13 protein-coding genes and 1 pseudogene are annotated in these 20,677 nt (G+C 72.0%); 7 read left to right on the top strand and 7 right to left on the bottom strand.

Going from position 1 to position 20,677, the window contains the following annotated elements:
* Window positions 1-261 precede the first annotated feature (261 nt).
* Window positions 262-399: pseudogene (locus tag ABZ321_RS49725) on the top strand (PfkB family carbohydrate kinase); the annotation flags it as partial.
* A 432-nt stretch (window positions 400-831) separates the two neighbouring features.
* Here ABZ321_RS49725 and ABZ321_RS49720 read toward each other — a convergent pair.
* The gene (locus tag ABZ321_RS49720; RefSeq protein ID WP_354903430.1) at window positions 832-1,515 is read right to left on the bottom strand and encodes a hypothetical protein; all 684 of its coding nucleotides are present in this window, start codon (window positions 1,513-1,515) and stop codon (window positions 832-834) included.
* A 233-nt stretch (window positions 1,516-1,748) separates the two neighbouring features.
* Between ABZ321_RS49720 and ABZ321_RS49715 the strand changes: the two genes are divergently transcribed.
* Entirely contained in the window at window positions 1,749-3,737 is a 1,989-nt protein-coding gene (locus ABZ321_RS49715) for an endo-1,4-beta-xylanase (RefSeq protein WP_354903429.1), read from the top strand.
* Here the strand turns inward: ABZ321_RS49715 and ABZ321_RS49710 are convergent.
* Window positions 3,729-4,430: a spermidine synthase gene (locus tag ABZ321_RS49710; protein WP_344504539.1), complete on the bottom strand. Its 702-nt coding sequence runs from the start codon at window positions 4,428-4,430 to the stop codon at window positions 3,729-3,731. The two genes, ABZ321_RS49715 and ABZ321_RS49710, sit on opposite strands and share 9 nt — an antisense overlap.
* 50 nt (window positions 4,431-4,480) lie before the next feature.
* Here ABZ321_RS49710 and ABZ321_RS49705 point away from each other — a divergent pair, with 50 nt between their 5' ends.
* Window positions 4,481-4,711: a DivIVA domain-containing protein gene (locus ABZ321_RS49705; protein ID WP_344504540.1), complete on the top strand. Its 231-nt coding sequence runs from the start codon at window positions 4,481-4,483 to the stop codon at window positions 4,709-4,711.
* Window positions 4,712-4,768: 57 nt separating this feature from the next.
* Here the strand turns inward: ABZ321_RS49705 and ABZ321_RS49700 are convergent, their stop codons facing one another.
* Window positions 4,769-5,914, bottom strand: a complete 1,146-nt coding sequence (locus ABZ321_RS49700) for an acyl-CoA desaturase (RefSeq protein WP_354903428.1) — start codon at window positions 5,912-5,914, stop codon at window positions 4,769-4,771.
* A gap of 129 nt (window positions 5,915-6,043) precedes the next feature.
* Window positions 6,044-7,099, bottom strand: a complete 1,056-nt coding sequence (locus tag ABZ321_RS49695; protein ID WP_354903427.1) for a ferredoxin reductase — start codon at window positions 7,097-7,099, stop codon at window positions 6,044-6,046.
* Between the two features lie 66 nt (window positions 7,100-7,165).
* On the opposite strand from ABZ321_RS49695, the gene ABZ321_RS49690 reads away from it, so the two are divergent.
* Complete coding sequence (locus tag ABZ321_RS49690; protein ID WP_354903425.1) at window positions 7,166-8,365, top strand: helix-turn-helix domain-containing protein; 1,200 nt, start codon at window positions 7,166-7,168, stop codon at window positions 8,363-8,365.
* An 825-nt stretch (window positions 8,366-9,190) separates the two neighbouring features.
* On the opposite strand, the gene ABZ321_RS49685 is transcribed toward ABZ321_RS49690, so the two are convergent.
* Window positions 9,191-10,240 (bottom strand): pectinesterase family protein, encoded by a 1,050-nt coding sequence (locus ABZ321_RS49685; RefSeq protein WP_354903423.1) that lies wholly within the window; start codon window positions 10,238-10,240, stop codon window positions 9,191-9,193.
* 194 nt (window positions 10,241-10,434) lie between these two features.
* Here ABZ321_RS49685 and ABZ321_RS49680 point away from each other — a divergent pair, with 194 nt between their 5' ends.
* Window positions 10,435-11,304: an alpha/beta hydrolase gene (locus ABZ321_RS49680; RefSeq protein WP_344504546.1), complete on the top strand. Its 870-nt coding sequence runs from the start codon at window positions 10,435-10,437 to the stop codon at window positions 11,302-11,304.
* Between the two features lie 82 nt (window positions 11,305-11,386).
* Here ABZ321_RS49680 and ABZ321_RS49675 read toward each other — a convergent pair whose 3' ends face one another.
* Window positions 11,387-12,808 (bottom strand): ricin-type beta-trefoil lectin domain protein, encoded by a 1,422-nt coding sequence (locus tag ABZ321_RS49675; protein WP_344504547.1) that lies wholly within the window; start codon window positions 12,806-12,808, stop codon window positions 11,387-11,389.
* A gap of 116 nt (window positions 12,809-12,924) precedes the next feature.
* Window positions 12,925-14,352 carry a GGDEF domain-containing protein gene (locus ABZ321_RS49670; protein ID WP_354903421.1) on the bottom strand — a complete coding sequence of 476 codons (1,428 nt, stop codon included), beginning with the start codon at window positions 14,350-14,352 and terminating at the stop codon, window positions 12,925-12,927.
* A gap of 150 nt (window positions 14,353-14,502) precedes the next feature.
* Here ABZ321_RS49670 and ABZ321_RS49665 point away from each other — a divergent pair, with 150 nt between their 5' ends.
* Together ABZ321_RS49665 and ABZ321_RS49660 are read left to right on the top strand one after the other, a co-directional pair.
* Window positions 14,503-16,875, top strand: coding sequence for a diguanylate cyclase (locus ABZ321_RS49665; protein ID WP_354903419.1), 2,373 nt, complete (start codon window positions 14,503-14,505; stop codon window positions 16,873-16,875).
* A 1,128-nt stretch (window positions 16,876-18,003) separates the two neighbouring features.
* Window positions 18,004-20,661: a discoidin domain-containing protein gene (locus tag ABZ321_RS49660; RefSeq protein ID WP_354903418.1), complete on the top strand. Its 2,658-nt coding sequence runs from the start codon at window positions 18,004-18,006 to the stop codon at window positions 20,659-20,661.
* The last annotated feature ends 16 nt before the right edge of the window (window positions 20,662-20,677 follow it).

Below are 20,677 nucleotides of genomic sequence, written 5' to 3'. Positions count from 1 at the left end.
CCTGGGTCGCTCTGATGGCGGCAAGGACGGTGCTGCGTGATCACGACTGGCGCCACGACGCTGGCCGAGACCCTGGGTCGCTCTGATGGCGGCAAGGACGGTGCTGCGTGATCACGACTGGCGCCACGACGCTGGCCGAGACCCTGGGTCGCTCTGATGGCGGCAAGGATGGTGACGCGTGATCACCGTCGCCGTCATGACCGGCGCCACGACGCCGCCCGAGACCCCGGGCCGCTCTGACGGCCGCAAGGACAGTGCTGCGTGATCACCGTCCTCGGCGAGGCGCTGGTGGACCTGATCGAGGGTCCACCGGCCGACCCCGAGGCGTACCCCGGCGGCAGCCCCGCCAACGTCGCCGTCGCCCTGGCCCGCCTCGGCACCGACGTCGCGCTGCTGGCTGAAGGACGCTGACGCCGCGCTGCTGACCGAGGGACACCGAACGCCGCGCTGCTGACCCAGGTCGGCGCCGACTGGCGGCGACTGGCGGCGACGATGCGACGGGCCTGCTGCGTCGGTGGCCGCGTGAGCTCCTCCGCCGAGGTTGTCGCTCGGTGACCGGGCGGGCCTGCCTCCTCGGCGAGCATGCTGCCCAGTGACCGCGCGGGCGCGGGCGGGCGGGTGTGCGTGGGGTGCGAGTGCGGGTGGTGCTGGTGGTGCCAGAGGTCACGGACTCGGCGTGGCCCGCCGTACGTCGGGAAGACGTGGCGGGTGCCGGTATCGGTACCGCTCTAAATACCGTAGCAACGCCTTGCAAATCGGCGGCTGGGCGGGTTACGCACCGTCACTGTCGTCGGCGTGGTGGTGCGACACGACGGGTGGGGTTGCGGCGGGTTACGGGGCGGTGACGGGGTCGAGCTCGTCGTAGCCGCTCTCGACGTCGTTGAAGCCCAGGTACAGCTCGTCGGCGTGGTGCAGGTAGCTGTCGGCGGTAGGGGCGGTGGAGTCGGTCCACGTGAAGGTGGTCGGCTGGCCCGGCTGCAGCAGCGGCTCGCGCAGCGGCGGCAGCTGGGACTCGATCGCCGCCCAGTCGAGGGTGAGCCGGCACGGCGGGCCGGGGACGGGCGGCACGTCCCCGTCGAGGACCGCCTCGTCGAGGGCCTCCAGCGCGGTCGCGGCGGCCGGGTCCGTCGCCGCGCGGGCCTGCAGGTCCAGGAAATGTGTGACGATGCGGACCGCGTCCAGGGACTCGATGTCGCCGGGGTCGGTGATCCGGTCGAACAGGTCCCACGGCTCGCCGTCGCGCTGGGACTCCAGGAGCGCGGCGACCGTCGTGTCGTGCCGGGGGTCGCCGGTACGCAGGAACGGGTGCAGGTCGAACCCACCGGCGAGGGTGCCGTCCTGCACGACCCAGAGGTGCAGCACCGCCCCGTACCAGAGCGTCATGTACGCGAGGTGGTCGTCGTCGTACCGGCGGTCGAACGCGGCCCGGAGCGCGGCGAGGTCGCGGCCGGCGTGGATGTCGCCCTGGCGGGCGCCGCCCGGGCCGACGGAGAACTCCAGCAGATAGCAGCTCACCCGTGCATCTTTCACCCGTCGCGCCCGCGCCGACCTGCGGGGGCGGGGTGGCCCCGTTGTCCCGGGACATCGACCCGTGCTGTCGTGAGCGGCCAGCGGAGCGGCTCGGGCCGCTCACCGGTGTTGCAGGTGTGGCTCGGGCAGCTCACCGGTGTTGCAGGTGTGGCTCAGGCAGGCGCCGGAGCGTAGCGGAGGCGACGGCGTGAGCGCCGCCGATGAAGGAGGCGACAGGCATGAGGCAACGACGGGTGCGCGCCGCGGGGATCGCGGCCGCCGTGGTGGCACTGGTGGCCGGTGGGGTGAGCGTGCTGCCCGCGCTCGCCGCGGCCGGGCCGACCCTGGCCCAGGTGGCCACGGCGCGCGGGTTCTCGATCGGGACGGCCGCCGGGGTCAAGACCCTCGCGTCCAGCCAGTGGCGGTACGTCGCCGACACGCAGTTCAACTCGGTGACGATGGGCAACGAGGGCAAGTGGGACGCGACCGAGCCGGCGCAGGGCCAGTTCGACTTCGCGGCCGCCGACTTCATCGCCGACTACGCGCGCACGACCGGGAAGCGGCTGCGGGGGCACACGCTCGTCTGGCACAGCCAGCTGCCGGCGTGGGTGAGCACGGACCGTACCGCCGCGGAACAGCGCCAGGTGCTCCTCGACCACGTGACCGGGGTGGCCGGGCACTTCAAGAACAAGGTCGCCCAGTGGGACGTCGTCAACGAGCCGTTCAACGAGGACGGCACGTTCCGCTCGTCCGTCTGGTACCAGCGGCTCGGTGAGGACTACATCGCCGACGCGCTCACCGCGGCGCGGGCGGCGGACCCGGCGGCGAAGCTGTACATCAACGACTACAACGTCGAGGGCGTCAACGCGAAGAGCACCGGCCTGTACAACCTCGTGCAGCGCCTCCAGGCCCGCGGTGTCCCGATCGACGGTGTCGGCCTGCAGGCGCACCTGATCGTCGGGCAGGTCCCGTCGACGCTGCGGCAGAACATCGAGCGGTTCACCGCGCTCGGCCTGAAGGTCGAGATCACGGAGCTCGACGTGCGGATCCCGTTGCCCGCCGACGCGTCGGAGCTCACCCAGCAGGCCGCGGACTACCGGGCGGTCGTCGGGGCGTGCGCCGCCGTCGCCGGGTGCACCGGGGTGACGACGTGGGGCGTCGGCGAGGCCGACTCGTGGGTGCCGGCGTTCTTCCCCGGGTACGGCGCCGCCCTTCTCTTCGACGAGCAGTGGCGGGCCCGGCCCGCGTACTCGGCGGTCGTCGAGGCGCTCGGCGGCACCCCGAGCGTGCCGGAGCCGCCGGCGACGCCGAGCCTGGTGACGGTCGCGTCGTGGCCGTTCGAGACGGGCCTGGCCGGCTGGGGTTCGCGCGGCAGTGAGGTGACGACGGCCAGCACCGCGGCCGCGCACGGCGGCACCGGCAGTGTCCTGTCGTCGGGGCGGACCGCGACGTGGCAGGGCCCGACCCGCCCGGTCCTGGACCTGCTCACCCCCGGCAAGCTGTACACGGTCTCCGCGTGGGCGCGCACCGCGTCCGGGTCCGGCACCGCCAGGCTCAGCATGCAGCGGCAGAACGGCACCGCCACCCGCTACGAGAACGTCAGCGCCAACACGGCGATCAGCACCACGTGGACCCGGCTCTCCGGCGACTACCTGTTCCTGCCGGGCGCGACGGCGCTGTCGGTGTACCTGGAGACGACGGACACGACCGGCGACCTGTACCTCGACGACGTCACCATCCAGACCGAGGGCACCCCGACGTCGGCGTCCGCGTCGGCCTCGGTGTCGGTCTCGGCCTCGGTGTCGCCGTCCGCGTCGAGGTCCCCGTCCGCTTCGGTCTCCCCGTCCGCGTCGAGGTCGCCGTCGAGGTCGCCGTCGGTGTCGCCCTCGTCGTCGGCGTCTTCCGGCGGTACCGGCTGCGCCGTGCACTACGCGAAGAACGACTGGGGCGGCGGGTTCGCCGGCGACGTCACGGTCACCAACACCGGCTCGACGGCCGTGAACGGGTGGACGCTGCGCTGGACGTTCGCCGGGAACCAGCAGGTGAGCCAGGCCTGGAGCACGGTCCTGACCCAGTCCGGCGCCGCGGTCACCGCCGTCAACGCCGCCTGGAACGGCACCATCCCCGCCGGGGCGTCGGCGAACTTCGGCTTCCTCGCCTCGTACACCGGCGGCAACACCGACCCGTCGGCGTTCACGCTCAACGGCACGGCGTGCACCCTACGGTGATCTGACCGCGGTGTAGACGGTGTTCGCCGACGTGCGGCGCAGCAGCGGGTTGTCGAACGTGACGACCGATGCCCGTACGTCGGCGAACACCGCGGACAGGGTGGCCGTGAACGCCTCGTCCGGCGGGTCGTCGGACCAGAGCCCGAAGACGCCGCCGGGCCGCAGGTGCCCGGCGAGGCGGCGCAGCCCGGCGACGGTGTAGAAGCCGCCGTTGCCGGGGTGCAGCAGGTGCCGCGGGGAGTGGTCGATGTCGACGAGGACGGCGTCCGCCGGGCCGTAGCCCGCGTCGCCGTCGGTCAGGGCGAAGAAGTCGCCGTGGACGAACCGGCAGCGCGGGTCCTCGGTCAGCGCCTTCGACAGGGGCAGCAGCCCCCGCCGGTGCCAGCCGATGACGGCGTCGAGGTAGTCGACGACCACCAGGGACCGGACCCGCTGGTCCTGGAGCACGGCGTGGGCGGTGTACCCGAGACCGAGCCCACCGACGACCACATCAAGGGGGCCGTCGGGCAGCGCCGCGAGGCCCAGCCGGGCCAGCTCGACCTCCGCGACCGTGAACAGGCTCGACATGAGGTACTCGTCGCCGAGCTTCACCTCGTGCACCTCGACGCCGAGCGACGGTTCCCGCCGCCGGCGCAGGCTGACCTCGCCGATGGGGGTCTGCTGCCAGTCGAGTTCCTCGAACCGCCGTGTCATCGACGCACCCTAGCGTGGCGCCGGCGGGTCCCGCGGCGCAGACTGGGAACATGAGCGAATTTCCGGTCATCTTCCGCGGCTACGACCGGGCCCGTGTCGACGCGTTCGTGGCGTCCACGACAGCGGCGCTGGAGTCCGGCGACCCGACCCGGCGGGCCGAGGCGGCGGCCGCGGCGAATGCCGTCAGCTTCCCGTCCGCCTCGTGGCGCGGCTACGACAAGGCCGCCGTCGACCACTACCTGCGCCGCATCGGCAAGGGCCGCCCGGACGACCGCGCGTAACGCCGCTCCGAGACGCTGTCAGGAGACGCTGTTAGGAGACGCTGTCAGGAGACGCTGTTAGGAGACGCTCACGGGCTCGCGGCGCCGCGTGGGCGCCGGCGGCTTCGGCGCGGTCCGCCGGTTCGGCAGCGCGAGCCGGAACACCTTCGCCCACGCGGAGGCGACCTGCTTCGGCAGCGGACCGCTCGTGTACGACAGGCCGTACCGCTGGAACAGGTCCTGGATCTTCGGGGCGATCTCCTGGTAGCGGTTGCTGGGCAGGTCCGGGAACAGGTGGTGCTCGATCTGGAACGACAGGTTGCCGGTCATGAGGTGCATCAGCCGCCCGCCGGAGATGTTCGCCGAGCCGAGCATCTGGCGCAGGTACCACTCGCCGCGGGTCTCGCCCTCGATCGACGACTTCTCGAACGTCTCGACGCCCTTCGGGAAGTGCCCGCACATGATGACGGAGTGCGTCCACAGGTTGCGGATCAGGTTCGCGACCGCGTTCGCCGCGATCGTGTGCAGGAACGACGGCCCCGACAGCAGCGGGTGCAGCACGTAGTCCTTCGCCACCTGGCGCCCGATCTTGCGCAGCACCTGCCGGACGCCGGCCCTGAACTGCGGGCTGCGACGACGCTCCTTCGTCGACAGGTTCCGGCCGAGCTCCAGGTCGTACGCGGCGATGCCGTACTCGAAGAAGCACGCGTTGACGAAGTTCCACAGCGGCTGGCCCAGGTGGATCGGGTGCCACCGCTGGTCCTCGTCGACGCGCATGATCCCGTAGCCGAGGTCGTTGTCGCGGCCGATGACGTTCGTGTACGTGTGGTGCAGCTCGTTGTGGGAGTGTTTCCACTGCTCCGACGGTGACGCGTTGTCCCACTCCCACGTCGTCGAGTGGATCTTCGGGTCGCGCATCCAGTCCCACTGGCCGTGCATGACGTTGTGGCCGATCTCCATGTTCTCGAGGATCTTCGCCACCGACAGGCCGGCCGTGCCGACCAGCCACGCCGGCGGCAGGATCGAGAACAGCAGCACGCCGCGGCTGCCGAGCTCCAGCCAGCGCTGGACCTTGATGACCCGCCGGATGTACGCCGCGTCGCGCTCGCCCCGGCTGCTGATGACCTCGTCGCGGATCGCGTCGAGCTCGCGGCCGATCGCCTCGATGTCCTGCGGCGTCAGATGGCCGACGGGGTTGACGGGCTTGCGCTGCAACGTGGTCACGTTCGGCGGGGTCCTCTCAGCGGTGGGCCGGGGTGGAGTTCGTGATTCGGCCGGCGGGGTCGGCGGCGGTCTCGTGCTTCGGTGCCGGTGGTTCTTCTTGCTTCGGGCCGGTCGGGGTCGGCGCCGGTATCAGGCTTCGAGCCGGCAGGGGCCGGCGGCGGCGGAGATGCACGTCTGGACGAGGACGTTGTCGCCCTCGGTGGCGGTGGTGACCCGGCCGTCGCGCAGGTCCCTGACGGCGCCCTCGCGCAGCGGCAGCACGCAGCCGAAGCAGATACCCATCCGGCAGCCGGACGGCATCAGGACCCCGGCGGCCTCGCCGGCCTCCAGCAGCGGCGTGCCGGGGCCGGCCTCGACGACCTTGCCGGACCGCTGGAACGTCACCGTGCCGCCGTCGCCGTCCGCGGCGACGATCGCGGGCCGGAACCGCTCGACGTGGAGCTCCCGCCGGCCCGTCCAGTACCGCGTCAGCTCGTCGAGCATGTCGTTGGGCCCGCAGGCCCACGTGTCGCGCTCCGCGAGGTCCGGGACGAGCGCCTCGAGGTCGGCGGGGGAGAGGCGGCCGTCGGCGCGGGTGTGCCGCTCGACCAGCCTGACCCTGCCGTCGCGGGCGAGCCCCCGCAGCTCGTCGCCGAAGAGGACGTCGTGTCGTGTCGGCGCGGAGTGTACGAGTACCGCATCCGCCAGCCGGGTGGAGCGCAATATGCCCATCACCGGGGTGAGACCGCTGCCGGCCGTGACGAACAGGACCTTCGCCGCCGTGTCCGCGCCGGTGAACTCGCCGGTGGGGCGCTCCAGGCCGAGCAGCATGCCGGGGTGGGCACGGTCGATCAGGTGGCGGCTGACCGCACCGCCGGCGACCGCGGTCACCGTGACCGTCACCAACCCGTCGGGCCGGTCGGGCGCGCTGGTCAGCGAGTACGCCCGCCACAGCCGCACCCCGTCGACGTCCACGCCGAGCCGCAGGTACTGCCCGGGCTCGTGCCGCCGCCAGCCGCGCCCCGGGCGCAGCGTGAGGGTGACCGCCCGCTCCGTCTCCCGGTGGACCGCGACGACCTTCGCCCGCAGCACGTCGGCGTTGCGCAGCGGCGCGATCACGTCGAGGTAGTCGGCCGGCACCAGCGGCGTCGTCAGGAGCTCGACGACCCGCCAGGCACCGGCGCGCAGGGCTTGAGCAGCGGCCATGGCTCCAGCATGAGGGGATGTTCAGGATAAAATCATGACCGGTCCGCGTGAATCGAGGCGTGATTCTTGTTCCCTGAAGACAAAACCAGCGCGCTCGGCGCCTTCCGGTTGCAGGCCGGCGTCACCGAGTCACTCCGCCACGCCCTGCCGGAGGTCGCCGGTCACGCCGTGGCCGCCATCGTCCAGGAGGTTCCCGCGTACGCAGGAGCCCTCACCGGCGAGATGGGCACGAAGATCGAGCTGGCGGTCCGCGCCGCGCTCGGCGGCTTCCTGAACCTCGCCTCCCGCAAGACCGGCCCCTCACCCATGGCCGCGTCCCTCGAGGGCGCGTACGCGCTCGGCCGGGGCGAGGCCCGCTCCGGCCGCAGCCTCGACGCGCTCCTCGCCGCCTACCGGGTCGGCGCCAGGGTCGCATGGCGGGAGCTCGCCGCCGTCACCGTCGGCGCCGGCATGGCAGCACCGGCCCTGGCGCGGTTCGCCGAGCTGACCTTCGCGTACATCGACGAGCTGTCCGCGGCGAGCGTCACCGGCCACTCCGACGAGCTCGCGACCTCCGGCCGCGCCCGTCGCCGCGCCCTGGACCGCCTCGCGCAGAGCCTCCTGGTGGGCGAGCCCGCCCAGGCCGTCGCCGCGGCCGCGACCGCCGCCGAGGCCGCCGACTGGACCGCGCCGCAGACCCTGACCGCGGTCCTGCTCCCGGACAGCGGCATCCGCGCCGCCCGGCCCGTCGTCGACCTGCTCGACCCGCGGACCCTGCAGACCACCGTCGAGCACCTCCGCGACACGTCGGTCCTGCTCGTCCCCGACGCGCACGGCGCCGCCCGCGGCCACCTGCTGCGCCTCGTGGCCCCGCACGGCGCCGTCACCGGCCCGCCCGTGCCGTGGTCCCTGGCCCGCCACTCGTTCGAGCGCGCCGTCCGCGTGTCCCGGCTCTTCCCGGGCGCCGCCCCCGTCGACACCGAGGAGCACCTGGTCGACCTCGTCGTCACCGCCGACCCCCGCGCCCTGGCCGACCTGCGCGAGCAGGCCCTGGCCCCGCTCGCCGGCGAGCGCGAGTCCACCGTCACGAAGCTCGTCGAGACCCTGCGCAGCTGGCTGCTGCACCAGGGCCGCCGCGACGACGTGGCCGCCGACCTCTTCGTCCACCCGCAGACCGTCCGCTACCGCGTGGCCAAGCTCCGCGAGCTGTACGGCGACCGCCTCCGCGACCCCGAGTGGCTCCTCCTGCTGACCGTCGCCCTCGGCACCCCCACCGTCACCCCCTGAAACCCAGCGCCAGCACGGTTTGCACGACACTCACCAGCACGCACTACACTCGGTGCCTGAGCGGTGGACAGATTCGCTGTCCGATTTTCTTGCGTGCGTTACGGTGTGTTGAAAGCCGTGCGCCACCGCCGCCGCCCTCCGTTTCGTCCGCCGCAACCGCCCACGCCAGCCATCCCTCCCTGCCGGCGATTCGCAGCAACCCGGGTCGCGCGCGCCGTCACCGCGACGCTGCCACGCCCGCCCCGTCGAGTCCGCCAGCGCGGCAACTCTCGCTCGGGTGGCCGGGCCGCCCGCCTGACGTGCTCGGGTGCCAGGCCGCTCGCCCGACGTGCTCGGGTGCCGGGCCGCTCGCCTGACGTGCCAGAACGCCTCGACCGGATCTGACCTCGCGCGTGGCGTTGCGGAGGGGTCAGGTCGCCGACCGGTTTGAACTCGCCGTCGGAGCCGGCCCCGCGGGTGCTCGCCGCTTCTGGGGATCTCCACCTTGGTGTCCGGCATGCCGAACTCGGGCATGTGCTGGAACGCCAGCAGGGGGTCGTTGTCTTCTCGCCGCTGCTGGCCGCCTTGCGCTGCGGGTGTCGCCGCCCCGCGCTTGTCGTGCAGGCGGTGGAACGACGCGGCGTCGGGGCTGCCTTCCGGTTGGGTTGCCTTCCGTTCCGGACGCAGACGCTGGTCAATGCCCCTGTATGGGGCCTTTGTTCCATAGAAGGTGCGCGATCCACCTACGAGATGATCTTCAAAGTGCAGGTGGATCGCGCGACGTCTATGCGGGGCGGGGTGTTGACCAACGTCTGGGTCGGCAGGCAGGTGGGAGGGTGAGTCGGGTCAGTGTTGCGGGTGCCAGTCGCCGAGGTAGGTGTCGATGGTGGTGGCGGCGGCCTGGTCCGGGGTCAGCTGGGGGCGGTCGGCGGTGATCGCGGCGCCGGGGCCGCGGTTGTGGAACTCGGCGTAGCGGGCGTCGCGCCAGGACCAGGTGCCGAAGTCGGTCCACGGCGCGGCGGCGACGTGCGCGCCGAGGGTCGAGTCGCGGATGACGGTCTGGGCGATCGCGGCCGGGTCGTTGCTCGGGTGCCACGGGCGGCCCAGGAAGACCGTGCCGGCGGGGGCGTCGCTGGTCAGCTTGCTGTTGACGATCAGGAAGCCGAACGGGTTGGCGATCGACGTGCTCGCGGCGGTCACGTAGCCGTTGTTGGTGGTCGAGCCGCGGTTCAGGGAGCGGATCTCGCAGCGGTCGAAGACGGTGGTGGCGCGGCCGAAGATGAAGTCGACGTCGCCCTCGACGTAGCACTTGCGCAGGTAGACGCGGCTGATGGTGGCGGCGTCGGGGGTGTTGACGTACAGGGTGTCCTGGTTGCCGAGGAAGCGGACGTTGTCGAAGGCGACACGGTCGGCGCGGGTGAGGACGGCGACGGCCTGCTTCGATGTGATCTCGGGGTGGGCGGCCTCGTCGAAGTCGTTGGCGAAGGTCAGGTTGCGGGCGGAGAAGCCGGCGCCGGAGATGGTGACCGAGGCGCTGCCCGAGGTGCCCCACGTGCCGCCGTCCGGGCGGGGGGTGCCGTTGGCGCGGTCGTCGACGATCACCACCTGGGTGGGGTCGGCGCCCTGGCCGCGCAGCACGATGTCGGGCTTGTCGGCGGGGATGATCACCTGGCCGCGGTAGACGCCGGGCCTGACCTTGATGGTGAACGGCCCGGGGTTCCCGGACGGCACGGCGTCCACGGCGGCCTGGATGCTGGTGTGGTCGCCCGAGCCGTCGGCGGCGACCGTCAGGTGCGGGCCCGGCCGCGCGCCGGCGGGTGACGCGGCGAGACCGGCGGTGGTGCTGCCGGCGACCGCGCCGAGCGCGGCGGTGAGCAGGGTTCGGCGGGAGGTCATCCATCGAGCTTTGCAAACGTTTGCTGCCCCTGGCAAGACCCGAAGCACTCAGGAATGCGCTTTCATAACGGGTTTTCATGAAGGGTGGGCGCCGTCATAGCGCCGGAGGATGGTCCGTCGCGGGATTACCCGCCGGTAGCGGAGTGGCTCCAGACTGGCCTGGCATTTATTGATGCCAATATGAGGAGCCCGCCATGCACCACCTCAGACGGCTCGCCCTGGTCGTCGTCGCGGCGCTCGCCGTGACGTTCGGCGGCGGCCAGGTCACGCCCGCGCTCGCGGCCAACCCGTACGAGCGCGGCCCCGCACCCACCGTCGCCTCCATCGAGGCCACCCGCGGGTCGTTCGCCATCGGCCAGACCACGGTGGCGCGCGGCAGCGTCACCGGGTTCGGCGGCGGCACCATCTACTACCCGACCAGCACGACCGCCGGCACCTTCGGCGCCGTCGCGATCTCACCCGGCTACACCGCGTCGCAGTCCAGCGTCGCCTGGCTCGGCCCGCGCCTCGCCTCGCAGGGCTTCGTCATCATCACCATCGACACCCTGTCCACCCTGGACCAGCCGGCCAGTCGCGGCCGCCAGCTGCTCGCCGCGCTGGACTACCTGACCGGCAGCAGCTCCGTGCGCACGCGCATCGACGCGAGCCGGCTCGGCGTCATGGGCCACTCCATGGGTGGCGGCGGCAGCCTCGCCGCGGCCACGACCCGGCCCGCGCTGCAGGCCGCCATCCCGCTCACACCCTGGAACACCACGAAGACCTGGTCGTCGGTGCAGGTCCCGACGCTCATCATCGGCGCCGAGAACGACAGCGTCGCGCCGGTCGCCTCGCACGCCGAGCCGTTCTATACGAGCCTGCCGGCGAGCCTCGACAAGGCGTACCTGGAGCTCAACAACGCCTCGCACTCGGCGCCCACGTCCAGCAATGTGACGGTCGCGAAGTACAGCATCTCCTGGCTCAAGCGGTTCGTCGACAACGACACCCGCTACGAGCAGTTCCTGTGCCCCAAGCCGTCCGGGTCGGCGATCGAGGAGTACCGCGACACCTGCCCGCACTCGGGCTGACGAATTCCGTCCGTCAGTACACAAGCAGGACCCGCCGGGAGGGGGGAAACATTCCCGGCGGGTCCGTCCTGTCACAGCACTTCTACGGCAGCGTCACCCGCTGCGCGTTGGTCCCGTTGCAGTCCCAGATCTGCATCTGGGTTCCGTCGGTGGTACTGCCCGACGGGTCGTCCAGGCAGCGCCCCGACTGCGGGTTGCGCAGCGCCTGGCTGGCGGACACGTACGTCCACTGCTGCGCCCCGGTGCCGTTGCAGTCCCACAGCTGGACCTTGGTGCCGTTGGCGGTGCCGCTGGCGCTGACGTCGAGGCACTTGCCCAGCGCGCGGACGGACCCGTCGCCGGGCAGGGTCCACTTCTGGGCGGCGGTGCCGTTGCACGTCCAGATCTGGACCTTGGTGCCGTTGGCGGTGGCGCCGGCGTTGACGTCCACGCACTTGCCCACGCCGGTGAGGGTGAGCGGCCCACCCGTACCGCCGCCGCCTCCGCCACTGGAGATCAGGAAGCGGTTGTTGGCGGTGTTCCAGTGCGTCGCCAGGTAGGACCCGGCGGGCGGGTTGGTGTTGAAGTAGTCGTTCTTGTTGCAGTCCAGACGGTTGTCCTGGGCCTGGTCGGTGCAGACGATCCGCATGACCGTGCCGGGGCCGTCGTTGTAGCACATGATGTCGTAGTCGTCGGTGCAGTGGCCGTACGCGGTGTGGTTCGGCGACGAGCTCATCACCGCGCCCATCGCGTGGGTCAGCTCGTGCGCGGCCGGACCCGCCGACCAGCAGCCCGAGTCGACCCGGCTGAACGAGGCGCCGGAGTTGTTGGCGTTGTCCTGCCCCGGCCGGTCGTCGAGCGTCACGTACGCGACGCCGCACAGCGCGGTGGCGTCCACGTACATCAGGTACTTGCGGTCGGTGCGGTTGAAGCCGAGGGCCTTGATCGCGTTGACCGAGTTGCCGAAGTCGCTGAGCGCGCTGTTGGCGATCGCGACGTTCGTGACCGTGATGTTGCAGCTGCTGTCGGTGACGAACCGGACGTGCCGGGTCCCGCCGGTCTGCGCGGCGGAGGCGCTGTAGATGTCGTCGACCTGGGAGGACCAGGTGCGGATCGACGCGAGGTACTGGTTGTAGCGGTCGGCGTTGCCGGAGCCGCGCACGTACAGGACCTGCACGCGGTTGCCGGACACGCCGTCGCCGTCGCAGACGACGCTGAGCGGGTTGACCGCGAGCCCCGTCAGCGGCGGCACCGACTTGGACACGTCGAGGCCCTGGAACGGCGCGTCGGGGCCGTGCGTGCAGGCGCCCGGCACGGCCTTGACCTCGAGCAGGCCGGCGCAACGGCCGGTGCCCGCCTTGAACCCGCCGTAGACGAGACCCCGGGCGGGGTCGTCGGCGGGCATCTTGAACGTCGCGGTTTCGCCGGCGTCGGCGACCGCGGTGTGGGCTCCGAGCCCCGCCGCGACCAGCACGAGTGCGGCGGCGGCGAGCAGGAGGCGGTGCGGATGGATGGAACGTCTCATGACTACTCCCGGTGGCGGCCGGTTCGTGACATCGTGACATCGATGTCACAGGTTTGTAGCCAGTGTCGTCCTCACTATCACTTAGGTCAATATGTGCGGATCTCCAGACCGGGATCTCAGGAGGTCAGGGCCGCCGCGAGCCGCACCGTGCCGGTCTCGTCGAGGTGCGCGACACGCCCCTTGCCGGCGGTCTTCGCCGCGTACATCGCGACGTCCGCGTCGTGCAGCAGCTCGTCGATCCCGGCGTGCCCGCGCCAGCCCGCGACCCCGATGCTCGCCTGCGGCAGCAGCGCCGCCCCGGCGGTGCCGGTCGCTCCCAGCACCGCGTTCGGGACCGGCTCCTGGATCGCCGCGAGGAGTCGGCCCGCGACGTGAACGGCGTCGCCGGCGGCGTCCATGCCGTCCAGCACCACCGCGAACTCGTCGCCGCCGAGCCGGGCGGCCGTGTCGGCGCCGCGGATGCCGTCGCGGAGCCGCTGCGCGACCGCGACCAGGAGCTGGTCGCCGGCCGCGTGCCCGTAGGTGTCGTTGACCTGCTTGAACCCGTCCAGGTCGATGAGCAGCACCGCGACCGGGCCGCCACGGCGGGCCCGGGCGAGGGCGTGGCCGAGGTGCTCGCGCAGCAGCGACCGGTTCGCCAGTCCCGTGAGGTTGTCGTGGAACGCCTGATAGTGCAGGTCGGCGGCGTGCTCGGCGTTGACCAGGCCGAGGGACGTCTGCGCGGCGAGGGTCGCGAGCGACGGGCGCACCTCGGCGGACCCGTTGCCGACCAGGAGGTCACCGAAGTGCTGCTTGTCGGAGCGCAGCGGGATCCGGACGCCGCCACCCTCCGCCGCCGGCGGCACCGGGCCGGTCAGGAGCTCCACCGGTACAGGACCGGCGGCGGTCACCACGAGGTCGTCGACGACGGTGACGGCCCACCCGCCGGGGATGCCGTCGAGCAGCTCGACCGCCGCCTCCGCGCTCAGCCGCAGGATCGTCTCCCGGTCCTGCGTGGTCGCGAGCGTCGAGCCGAGCCGGGCGAACACCCGCTCCCGCGCCGCGGCCCGCTCCTGGCGCCGGGTCGACTCCGCGACCGCCGCCGTGAACAGCGCGAGCGGCGGCACCCCGGGCGCCTGCTGGAGGAACTGCGCGACGTGCGACGGCTCCGTCAACGCCACCCCGGCGACCGCGGCGGCGAAGACGAGCACCGTGAACGCGAGCACGTGCCGCCACGTGCCGTACAGGCCGCGGAACGACACGAACACGAACAGCAGCCCCAGCGTCGCCACCCAGTCCCGCATGCCGAGACCGATCGCGAGCAGGGCGAGGGCCTCGAACGGGATCATCCACGCGGGGAACGTGCCCAGCCGGTACTGGCGCAACCACCACCCGGCGAGCGCGACCGCGGCCACGGCGGCGGCGACCCGCGCCGTGACCGGCCCGGTGCCGTGGCCCAGCACCCGGGGCAGCACGGTGACGAGGTTGAAGACTCCGAAGATCACGAAGAGCCAGCGGATCCGCCCGCCCAGCTGCTTCGGCGGCGCGAGCCGTCGGAGATTCATACCCCCGTCATCGGCAGATCCTCGGTCGACGTGAGCGGTGACGGACCGCTACCCTGTCCGCACGCGATACCGCTCAGCTCGGCACCACTCCGGCCGAACAAGACGTCGGCCGGGAAACACCGGCACAGGACGAGGCGGTGAGGTCAGGCGTTGGACGAGCCGGAGCGGCGCGCTGACACGCTGGCCGACGGTGTCCGTCGGCTGCTGCTGCTCTACGCCCCGCTCTTCGCCGTCGCCCTCGGCTGGGCCGTCGCCCGCGGGCTCGGGTTCGACGGCATGACGATCCTCGGATGGCTGCCCGGGGCGCTGTCCCTCGCGGTCGCCTCCTGGTTCCTGTTCCAGGCGTCCCGCCTCGACCGGCTCGCCCCCGCCGGTCGGCGCTTCTGGCGGCTCATGGGCATCGCCGCACTGTTCATCGCGCCCGCCACGAAACCCCTGACCGAGGCGAGCCTCGGCGGCCGCAAGTCAGGGCCCGTCCTCGCCGGCGCCGTGCTGCTGCTCAGCATCGCGCTGCTGCTGGTGCTGTGGGGGCTGCTCCGGCTGCCGACCCGCAGCCGAAGTCGCGGCGACTGGCTGCGCCTCGGCCTCGACGCCGCGACCGTCCTGGTGTGCTCGGCGACGTTCCTGTGGCAGTTCGTGCTCGAGCCGATCTCCGACGCCCGCGCCGACCTGCCACGCGCCCTTGGGCTGCTGGTGCTGAGCCTGCTGTGCCTGCTCGCCGTCCTCGCCGTCGTGAAGCTCATCCTCGTCGGCACCGACGCCGTCGACATGCTCGCGCTGCAGTCCCTCGCCGGCGTCGTCGTGCTCGGCGCGGTCGGGTCCGCGCTCGTGCCCGTGCTGCAGAACGACCGGCTCGCCGGCGTCTCCGACATCATCACCACTGCCGAGGGCACGATGGTCGGCCTCGCCGGGGTCGTGCAGCTGCGCCGCGTCCGGCCGGCGACCGTGGTCCGCCGGCGGCGCCGCCCGTACAGCATCCTGCCCTACTTCGCGGTCGTCGGCGTCTATCTGCTGCTCGTCGCGAACAGCGGCGACGGCCCCGTCCTCGCCGGCGCGGTCGCCGCGACCGCCACCGTCGTGCTGCGGCAACTGCTCGCGTTCCGGGACAACGACGCGCTGCTCGGCACGGTCCGCGAGCACCAGCGGCTCCTGCACGAGCAGGCGACCCACGACGCGCTCACCGGCCTGCCGAACCGGTCCCTGTTCAACGACACCCTCGACGAGGCCTTCCACGGCGCCGCGATCCTGGTCGACCTCGACGACTTCAAGACCGTCAACGACACCCTCGGCCACCACGTCGGCGACGGCCTGCTCGTCGAGGTCGGCCGCCGGCTGCGCGCCGCCGTGCGCCCCGGCGACCTCGTGGCCCGCCTCGGCGGCGACGAGTTCGCGGTCCTGCTGCCACTCGCCGACGAGGCCGCCGCCGGTGAGGTCGCCGAACGGATCCTGGCCGAGCTCGCCAACCCCGTCACAACACACGGCCACCTGCTGACCGTGAACGCCAGCGTCGGCGTCGCGCAGCGCCCCGCTTCCGACGACCCCCAGCTGCTGCTCCGCCACGCGGACATCGCCATGTACGCCGCGAAACAGGCCGGCAAGGGACGGTTCGCCCGGTACAGCCCGACGCTGGCCGGCCTGCTCGCCACCCCGGCCCAGCGCGCCGACGAACTCCGCGCCGCGATCAACGCGGGCCGCGTCGAGCTCACCCACGAGCCGATCGCCCGCCTCACCGACGGCGCCGAGGTCGAACGCCGCCTCAGCGCCCGCTGGCCCTCCGTCGACGTCGCCGACCTGACCGTGCCCCTGGTCCGCTGGCTGCTCACCGAGGCGTGCCGCGTGACACCCCCGGGCCGCCCGTTCACCGTCGACGTGAGCCGCTCGGCGCTGCTCGCCCCCGGTTTCCCGCACGACGTCGCCGGCATCCTGGCCGCCGCGGCCGTCGCCCCCGCCAGCCTTACCCTGGCCGTGCCGGCCGCTCTCGCGGGCGAGGACGCCGGCGAGGGTACGGGGGTCCGCGGTGCACTGCAGGAGCTCCGCGCGATCGGCGTCGGCCTGGCCCTGGACCACACCGGCACCGCACACGCCCGCCTCGACCTGCTGGTCTCGTTGCCGTTCACACGCCTGGTGCTGGACGCCGCCCTGTTCCCGACTGCTGGCCCAGTCCCCGCGACCGCCCCTTTCTCCCCGGACGGCCACTACTCCGCGAACGCCCCTTTCCCCGCGGACGGCCGCTTCGCTGCGAATGCCCCCTTTCCCGCAGACGTCCGCTTCGCCGCTGATGCTCACTTTCGAGCAGATCACCCCTTTTCTCCGGGTAGCCCCTTCTCCGCGGACGACCTCGACCGCCGCCGCGATGCCCTCGTCGACGCCGTGGCCCGACTGGTCGCTGCAACGGGCGTAGAGACGGTGATCAGTGGCGTCAGCGACCCCGGCCAGGTGGCGCGCCTACGGCACCTCGGGTTCACGCTCGGCTCGGGCCCAGCCGTCACCGCGGTCGGCGACCTCCGCCTTTCGAGCCACTGACGCAGGCGCCTCGCGCCGGCGGTCGAGGCCATGCGGCGAGCGGAGGGGTACGCCCGTTGCGGCGACCAGACGGGGCCGCCGAAGCCACTCGGGCCCGGCCTGCACCACCCCCGAGCCCGGCCTGGCACTGCCGCGCCCGCCCGTGTCCGGAACCGCCGGCCTCGCCCGTGTCCGGAGACTGCCGCGCCTGCCCGAGTCCGGCCAGCCTGCCCGCTGCCGCTGTCACCCGAGCCGCCGGCCTGAAACCACCCAGGTCACTGCCTCGAAGTCACCCACGCGCAGAGTCCGAGCCGACTGAGCCGCCGGCCTGAAGTCGCTCAAGCCCGGCCCGAAGTCACCCGAGCCGCTGATCGAGGCCGCAGCTCGGGCTGCTGCCTCGGCGCCCTCCAAGGGCCGCCGACCCGCGGAACCTCCCGGCGCCTGCCGGAAGTCTCTTTGCGCCATTGATCCGGAGCTCTCCCGGCTGCTGACCCGACCACTCCGGAACCCTCCCGAGCCGCTGGTCCGACCGTGGGCCCGACCCGACCGCGGGCCCGACCCGACCGCGGGCCCGACCGACCGTGGGGTCGCGATGTCGCGCGCGTGGCCCGCGCGGGCGTCGCGGGCGCGGGCGTCGCGGGCGACCGGGCGGCTGGGTGGTGCGGGGGAGGCCTTGCTGCAAGCTGCTGCGACCACCCCATGGCGGAGGACGGCCGGAGGTTCTCGGTGGCGGCGTTCCTTCTTCAACACCGTAACGCATGCCTGCAAATCGTGACTACGGCGAGGAATGAGTCACGTGCGGAACGTAGCGGGCCAGTACAGGCGCCGCGAGCAGACGCAAACAGTCACCGGCAGTCACAAGAGAGCGCTCTCCAGTGATCGGCGCAGTGGGGGAAGGGTAATGGGCAGGTCGGAGGCATCACGCTTCGTACGGATCGAAAAATAAGTGGCGCGCGGGGTGGCTGACCTCTTGACAGGGCCGCTCGATCGGGCAACCCTCGTCCTTGGAGAGCGCTCTCCCACCCCGACTCCGGAGCCGCCGTTCACGGTCCCGGAGTGACACACCCCCCCGGATGGCCGGACCGAGCACCACCGTACCCCTACGGTGGCGCTGCCGGCTGCCGCCCGCCCTGAAACCGGGAGCAATTGATGCTGACCGCCGCACGACCGGCGCGCCGCCGCCGCCGGAATCTGATCATCGCGTCCGCCGCCGCCATGCTCATGCTGGCGACGTACGCGGTGACCACGACCTTGACGGCCTCCGCGGCCGACACCCTCCTCTCGCAAGGCAAGACCGCGCTGTCGTCGTCCGACGAGAACGGCGGCACCCCCGCCTCCGCCGCGTTCGACGGCAACACGACCGGCACCCGCTGGTCGTCGGCCGCGTCCGACCCGCAGTGGCTGCGTGTCGACCTGGGCCAGACCGCGACGATCACGCAGATCAAGCTGTACTGGGAGACCGCGTACGCGACGGCGTTCAAGCTGCAGACCTCACCGGACGGCAACACCTGGACCGACATCAAGTCGGTGACCGGGGCGACCGGCGGCGCGCAGACCTACGACGTGACCGGCTCCGGCCGGTACGTGCGGATGTACGGCACCGCCCGCGCCACCGGCTACGGCTACTCGCTGTGGGAGTTCCAGGTCTACGGATCGTTCGGCGGCACCAACCCCGGCACCTGTAACACGACGGCCAACGCCGCGCAGGGCAAGCCCGCCACGGCCTCGAGCGCCGAGAACACGGGCGCCAACGCCGCCGGCGCGGCCGTGGACGGCAACACCGGCACCCGCTGGTCCAGCCAGTTCAGCGACCCGCAGTGGCTGGCCGTCGACCTCGGCAGCAGCCAGTCGATCTGCCAGGTGACGATCAACTGGGAGGCCGCGTACGGCAAGGACTTCCAGATCCAGACGTCGCCGGACGGCAACACGTACACCACGATCAAGACCGTGACCGGCGGCACCGGCGGCATCCAGACCCTCGACGTGACCGGCACCGGTCGCTTCGTCCGGGTGTACGGCACCGCCCGCGCGACCGGCTACGGCTACTCGATCTGGGAGTTCATCGTCCGGACCGGCACCGGCCCGACGTCGAACACGCCGTCGCAGCCGACGTCCCCGTCCCCGTCGACGACCCCCTCGACGTCCACCGGCCCGATCCAGGGCGGCGGCGACCTCGGCGCCAACGTGATCGTCTTCGACCCGTCGCAGTCCAGCGCGACGATCCAGGCGAAGCTCGACCAGGTCTTCACGCAGCAGGAGACCGCGCAGTTCGGCCCCGGCCGCATCCAGTTCCTGTTCAAGCCCGGCACGTACAGCGGCCTCAACGCCCAGATCGGTTTCTACACCTCGATCAACGGCCTCGGCCAGAACCCGCAGGACGTCCGGATCAACGGTGACATCACCGTCGACGCCGGCTGGTTCGGGGGCAACGCGACGCAGAACTTCTGGCGCTCGGCGGAGAACCTGTCCGTGTACCCGGTCAACGGCATCGACCGGTGGGCCGTCGCGCAGGCCGCCCCGTTCCGCCGCATGGACATCCACGGCGGCATGACCCTCGCGTCGCCGAACTGCGGCTGGGCGTCCGGCGGCTACATCGCCGACTCCCGCGTCACGGGCAACATCAACCCCTGCTCGCAGCAGCAGTGGTTCACCCGTGACAGCACGATCGGCAGCTGGAACGGCTCGGTCTGGAACATGGTGTTCTCCGGCGTGCAGGGCGCCCCGGCGAACAGCTTCCCGAACCCGCCGTACACCACGATCAACCAGAGCCCGATCACGCAGGAGAAGCCGTACCTGTACATGGACGCCTCCGGCGCGTACCGGGTGTTCGTGCCGTCGCTGCGCACCAACAGCAGCGGCGCCACCTGGATCAACGGCCAGACCCCGGGCACCTCGCTCGCGCTGACCCAGTTCTACGTCGCCAAGCCGGGCGTCACGGCCGCGACCCTCAACGCCGCCGTCGCGCAGGGCCTCAACCTGCTCTTCACCCCCGGCGTGTACCACCTGAACAGCACCGTCAACATCAACCGCGCCAACACCGTGGTCCTCGGCCTCGGGTACGCCACGATCGTCGCGGACAACGGCGCCCTGCCGATGGCCATCGGCGACGTCGACGGGGTCAAGATCGCCAGCCTGCTCTTCGACGCCGGCCCGACGAACTCCCCGGCGCTGCTGCAGGTCGGCCCGAACGGCGCCAGCGGCAACCACGCCACCGCCCCGAACCTCATCTCCGACGTGTTCCTGCGCGTCGGCGGCGCGGGCGCGGCCAAGGCGAGCGCGGCCCTGATCGTCAACAACAACAACACGATCATCGACCACATCTGGGCGTGGCGCGCGGACCACGGCGACGGCGCGGGCTGGACCTCCAACCCGTCCGACAACGGCCTCATCGTCAACGGCCAGAACGTCCTCGCCTACGGCCTGTTCGTCGAGCACTTCAACAAGTACAACGTGGTCTGGAACGGCAACGGCGGCCGCACGATCTTCTTCCAGAACGAGCTGCCGTACGACCCGCCGTCGGCCGCCGCCTGGTCCCACGACGGGATCGTCGGCTACGCCGCCTACAAGGTCGGCGCCAACGTCACCAGCCACGAGGGCTGGGGCATGGGCAGCTACTGCGTGTTCACCACGGACTCGTCGATCGCCGCCTACCACTCGTTCGAAGTGCCCAACACCCCGAACGTGAAGTTCCACAACATCATGACCGTGTCCCTGGGCAAGGGCTCCATCACCCACGTCATCAACGACACGGGCGCCCCCGCCCTCCCGTCCGCGGTGACCCCGTCCAACGTGATCAGCTACCCCTGATCACGACCTGAGAACA

Source organism: Dactylosporangium sp. NPDC006015, assembly GCF_040614215.1.
Lineage (GTDB): Bacteria > Actinomycetota > Actinomycetes > Mycobacteriales > Micromonosporaceae > Dactylosporangium > Dactylosporangium maewongense.
The sequence above is the reverse complement of the archived record's forward strand: the minus strand, read 5'-3'. Positions and strand labels throughout refer to the sequence as shown.

Excerpts from the sequence above, each read along its gene's own strand:
- ABZ321_RS49715 (WP_354903429.1), top strand. The coding sequence starts at position 1,749 with ATGAGGCAACGACGGGTGCGCGCCGCGGGGATCGCGGCCGCCGTGGTG.
- ABZ321_RS49710 (WP_344504539.1), bottom strand. The coding sequence starts at position 4,430 with ATGACACGGCGGTTCGAGGAACTCGACTGGCAGCAGACCCCCATCGGC.
- ABZ321_RS49705 (WP_344504540.1), top strand. The coding sequence starts at position 4,481 with ATGAGCGAATTTCCGGTCATCTTCCGCGGCTACGACCGGGCCCGTGTC.
- ABZ321_RS49695 (WP_354903427.1), bottom strand. The coding sequence starts at position 7,099 with ATGGCCGCTGCTCAAGCCCTGCGCGCCGGTGCCTGGCGGGTCGTCGAG.
- ABZ321_RS49685 (WP_354903423.1), bottom strand. The coding sequence starts at position 10,240 with ATGACCTCCCGCCGAACCCTGCTCACCGCCGCGCTCGGCGCGGTCGCC.
- ABZ321_RS49680 (WP_344504546.1), top strand. The coding sequence starts at position 10,435 with ATGCACCACCTCAGACGGCTCGCCCTGGTCGTCGTCGCGGCGCTCGCC.
- ABZ321_RS49675 (WP_344504547.1), bottom strand. The coding sequence starts at position 12,808 with ATGAGACGTTCCATCCATCCGCACCGCCTCCTGCTCGCCGCCGCCGCA.
- ABZ321_RS49670 (WP_354903421.1), bottom strand. The coding sequence starts at position 14,352 with ATGAATCTCCGACGGCTCGCGCCGCCGAAGCAGCTGGGCGGGCGGATC.
- ABZ321_RS49660 (WP_354903418.1), top strand. The coding sequence starts at position 18,004 with ATGCTGACCGCCGCACGACCGGCGCGCCGCCGCCGCCGGAATCTGATC.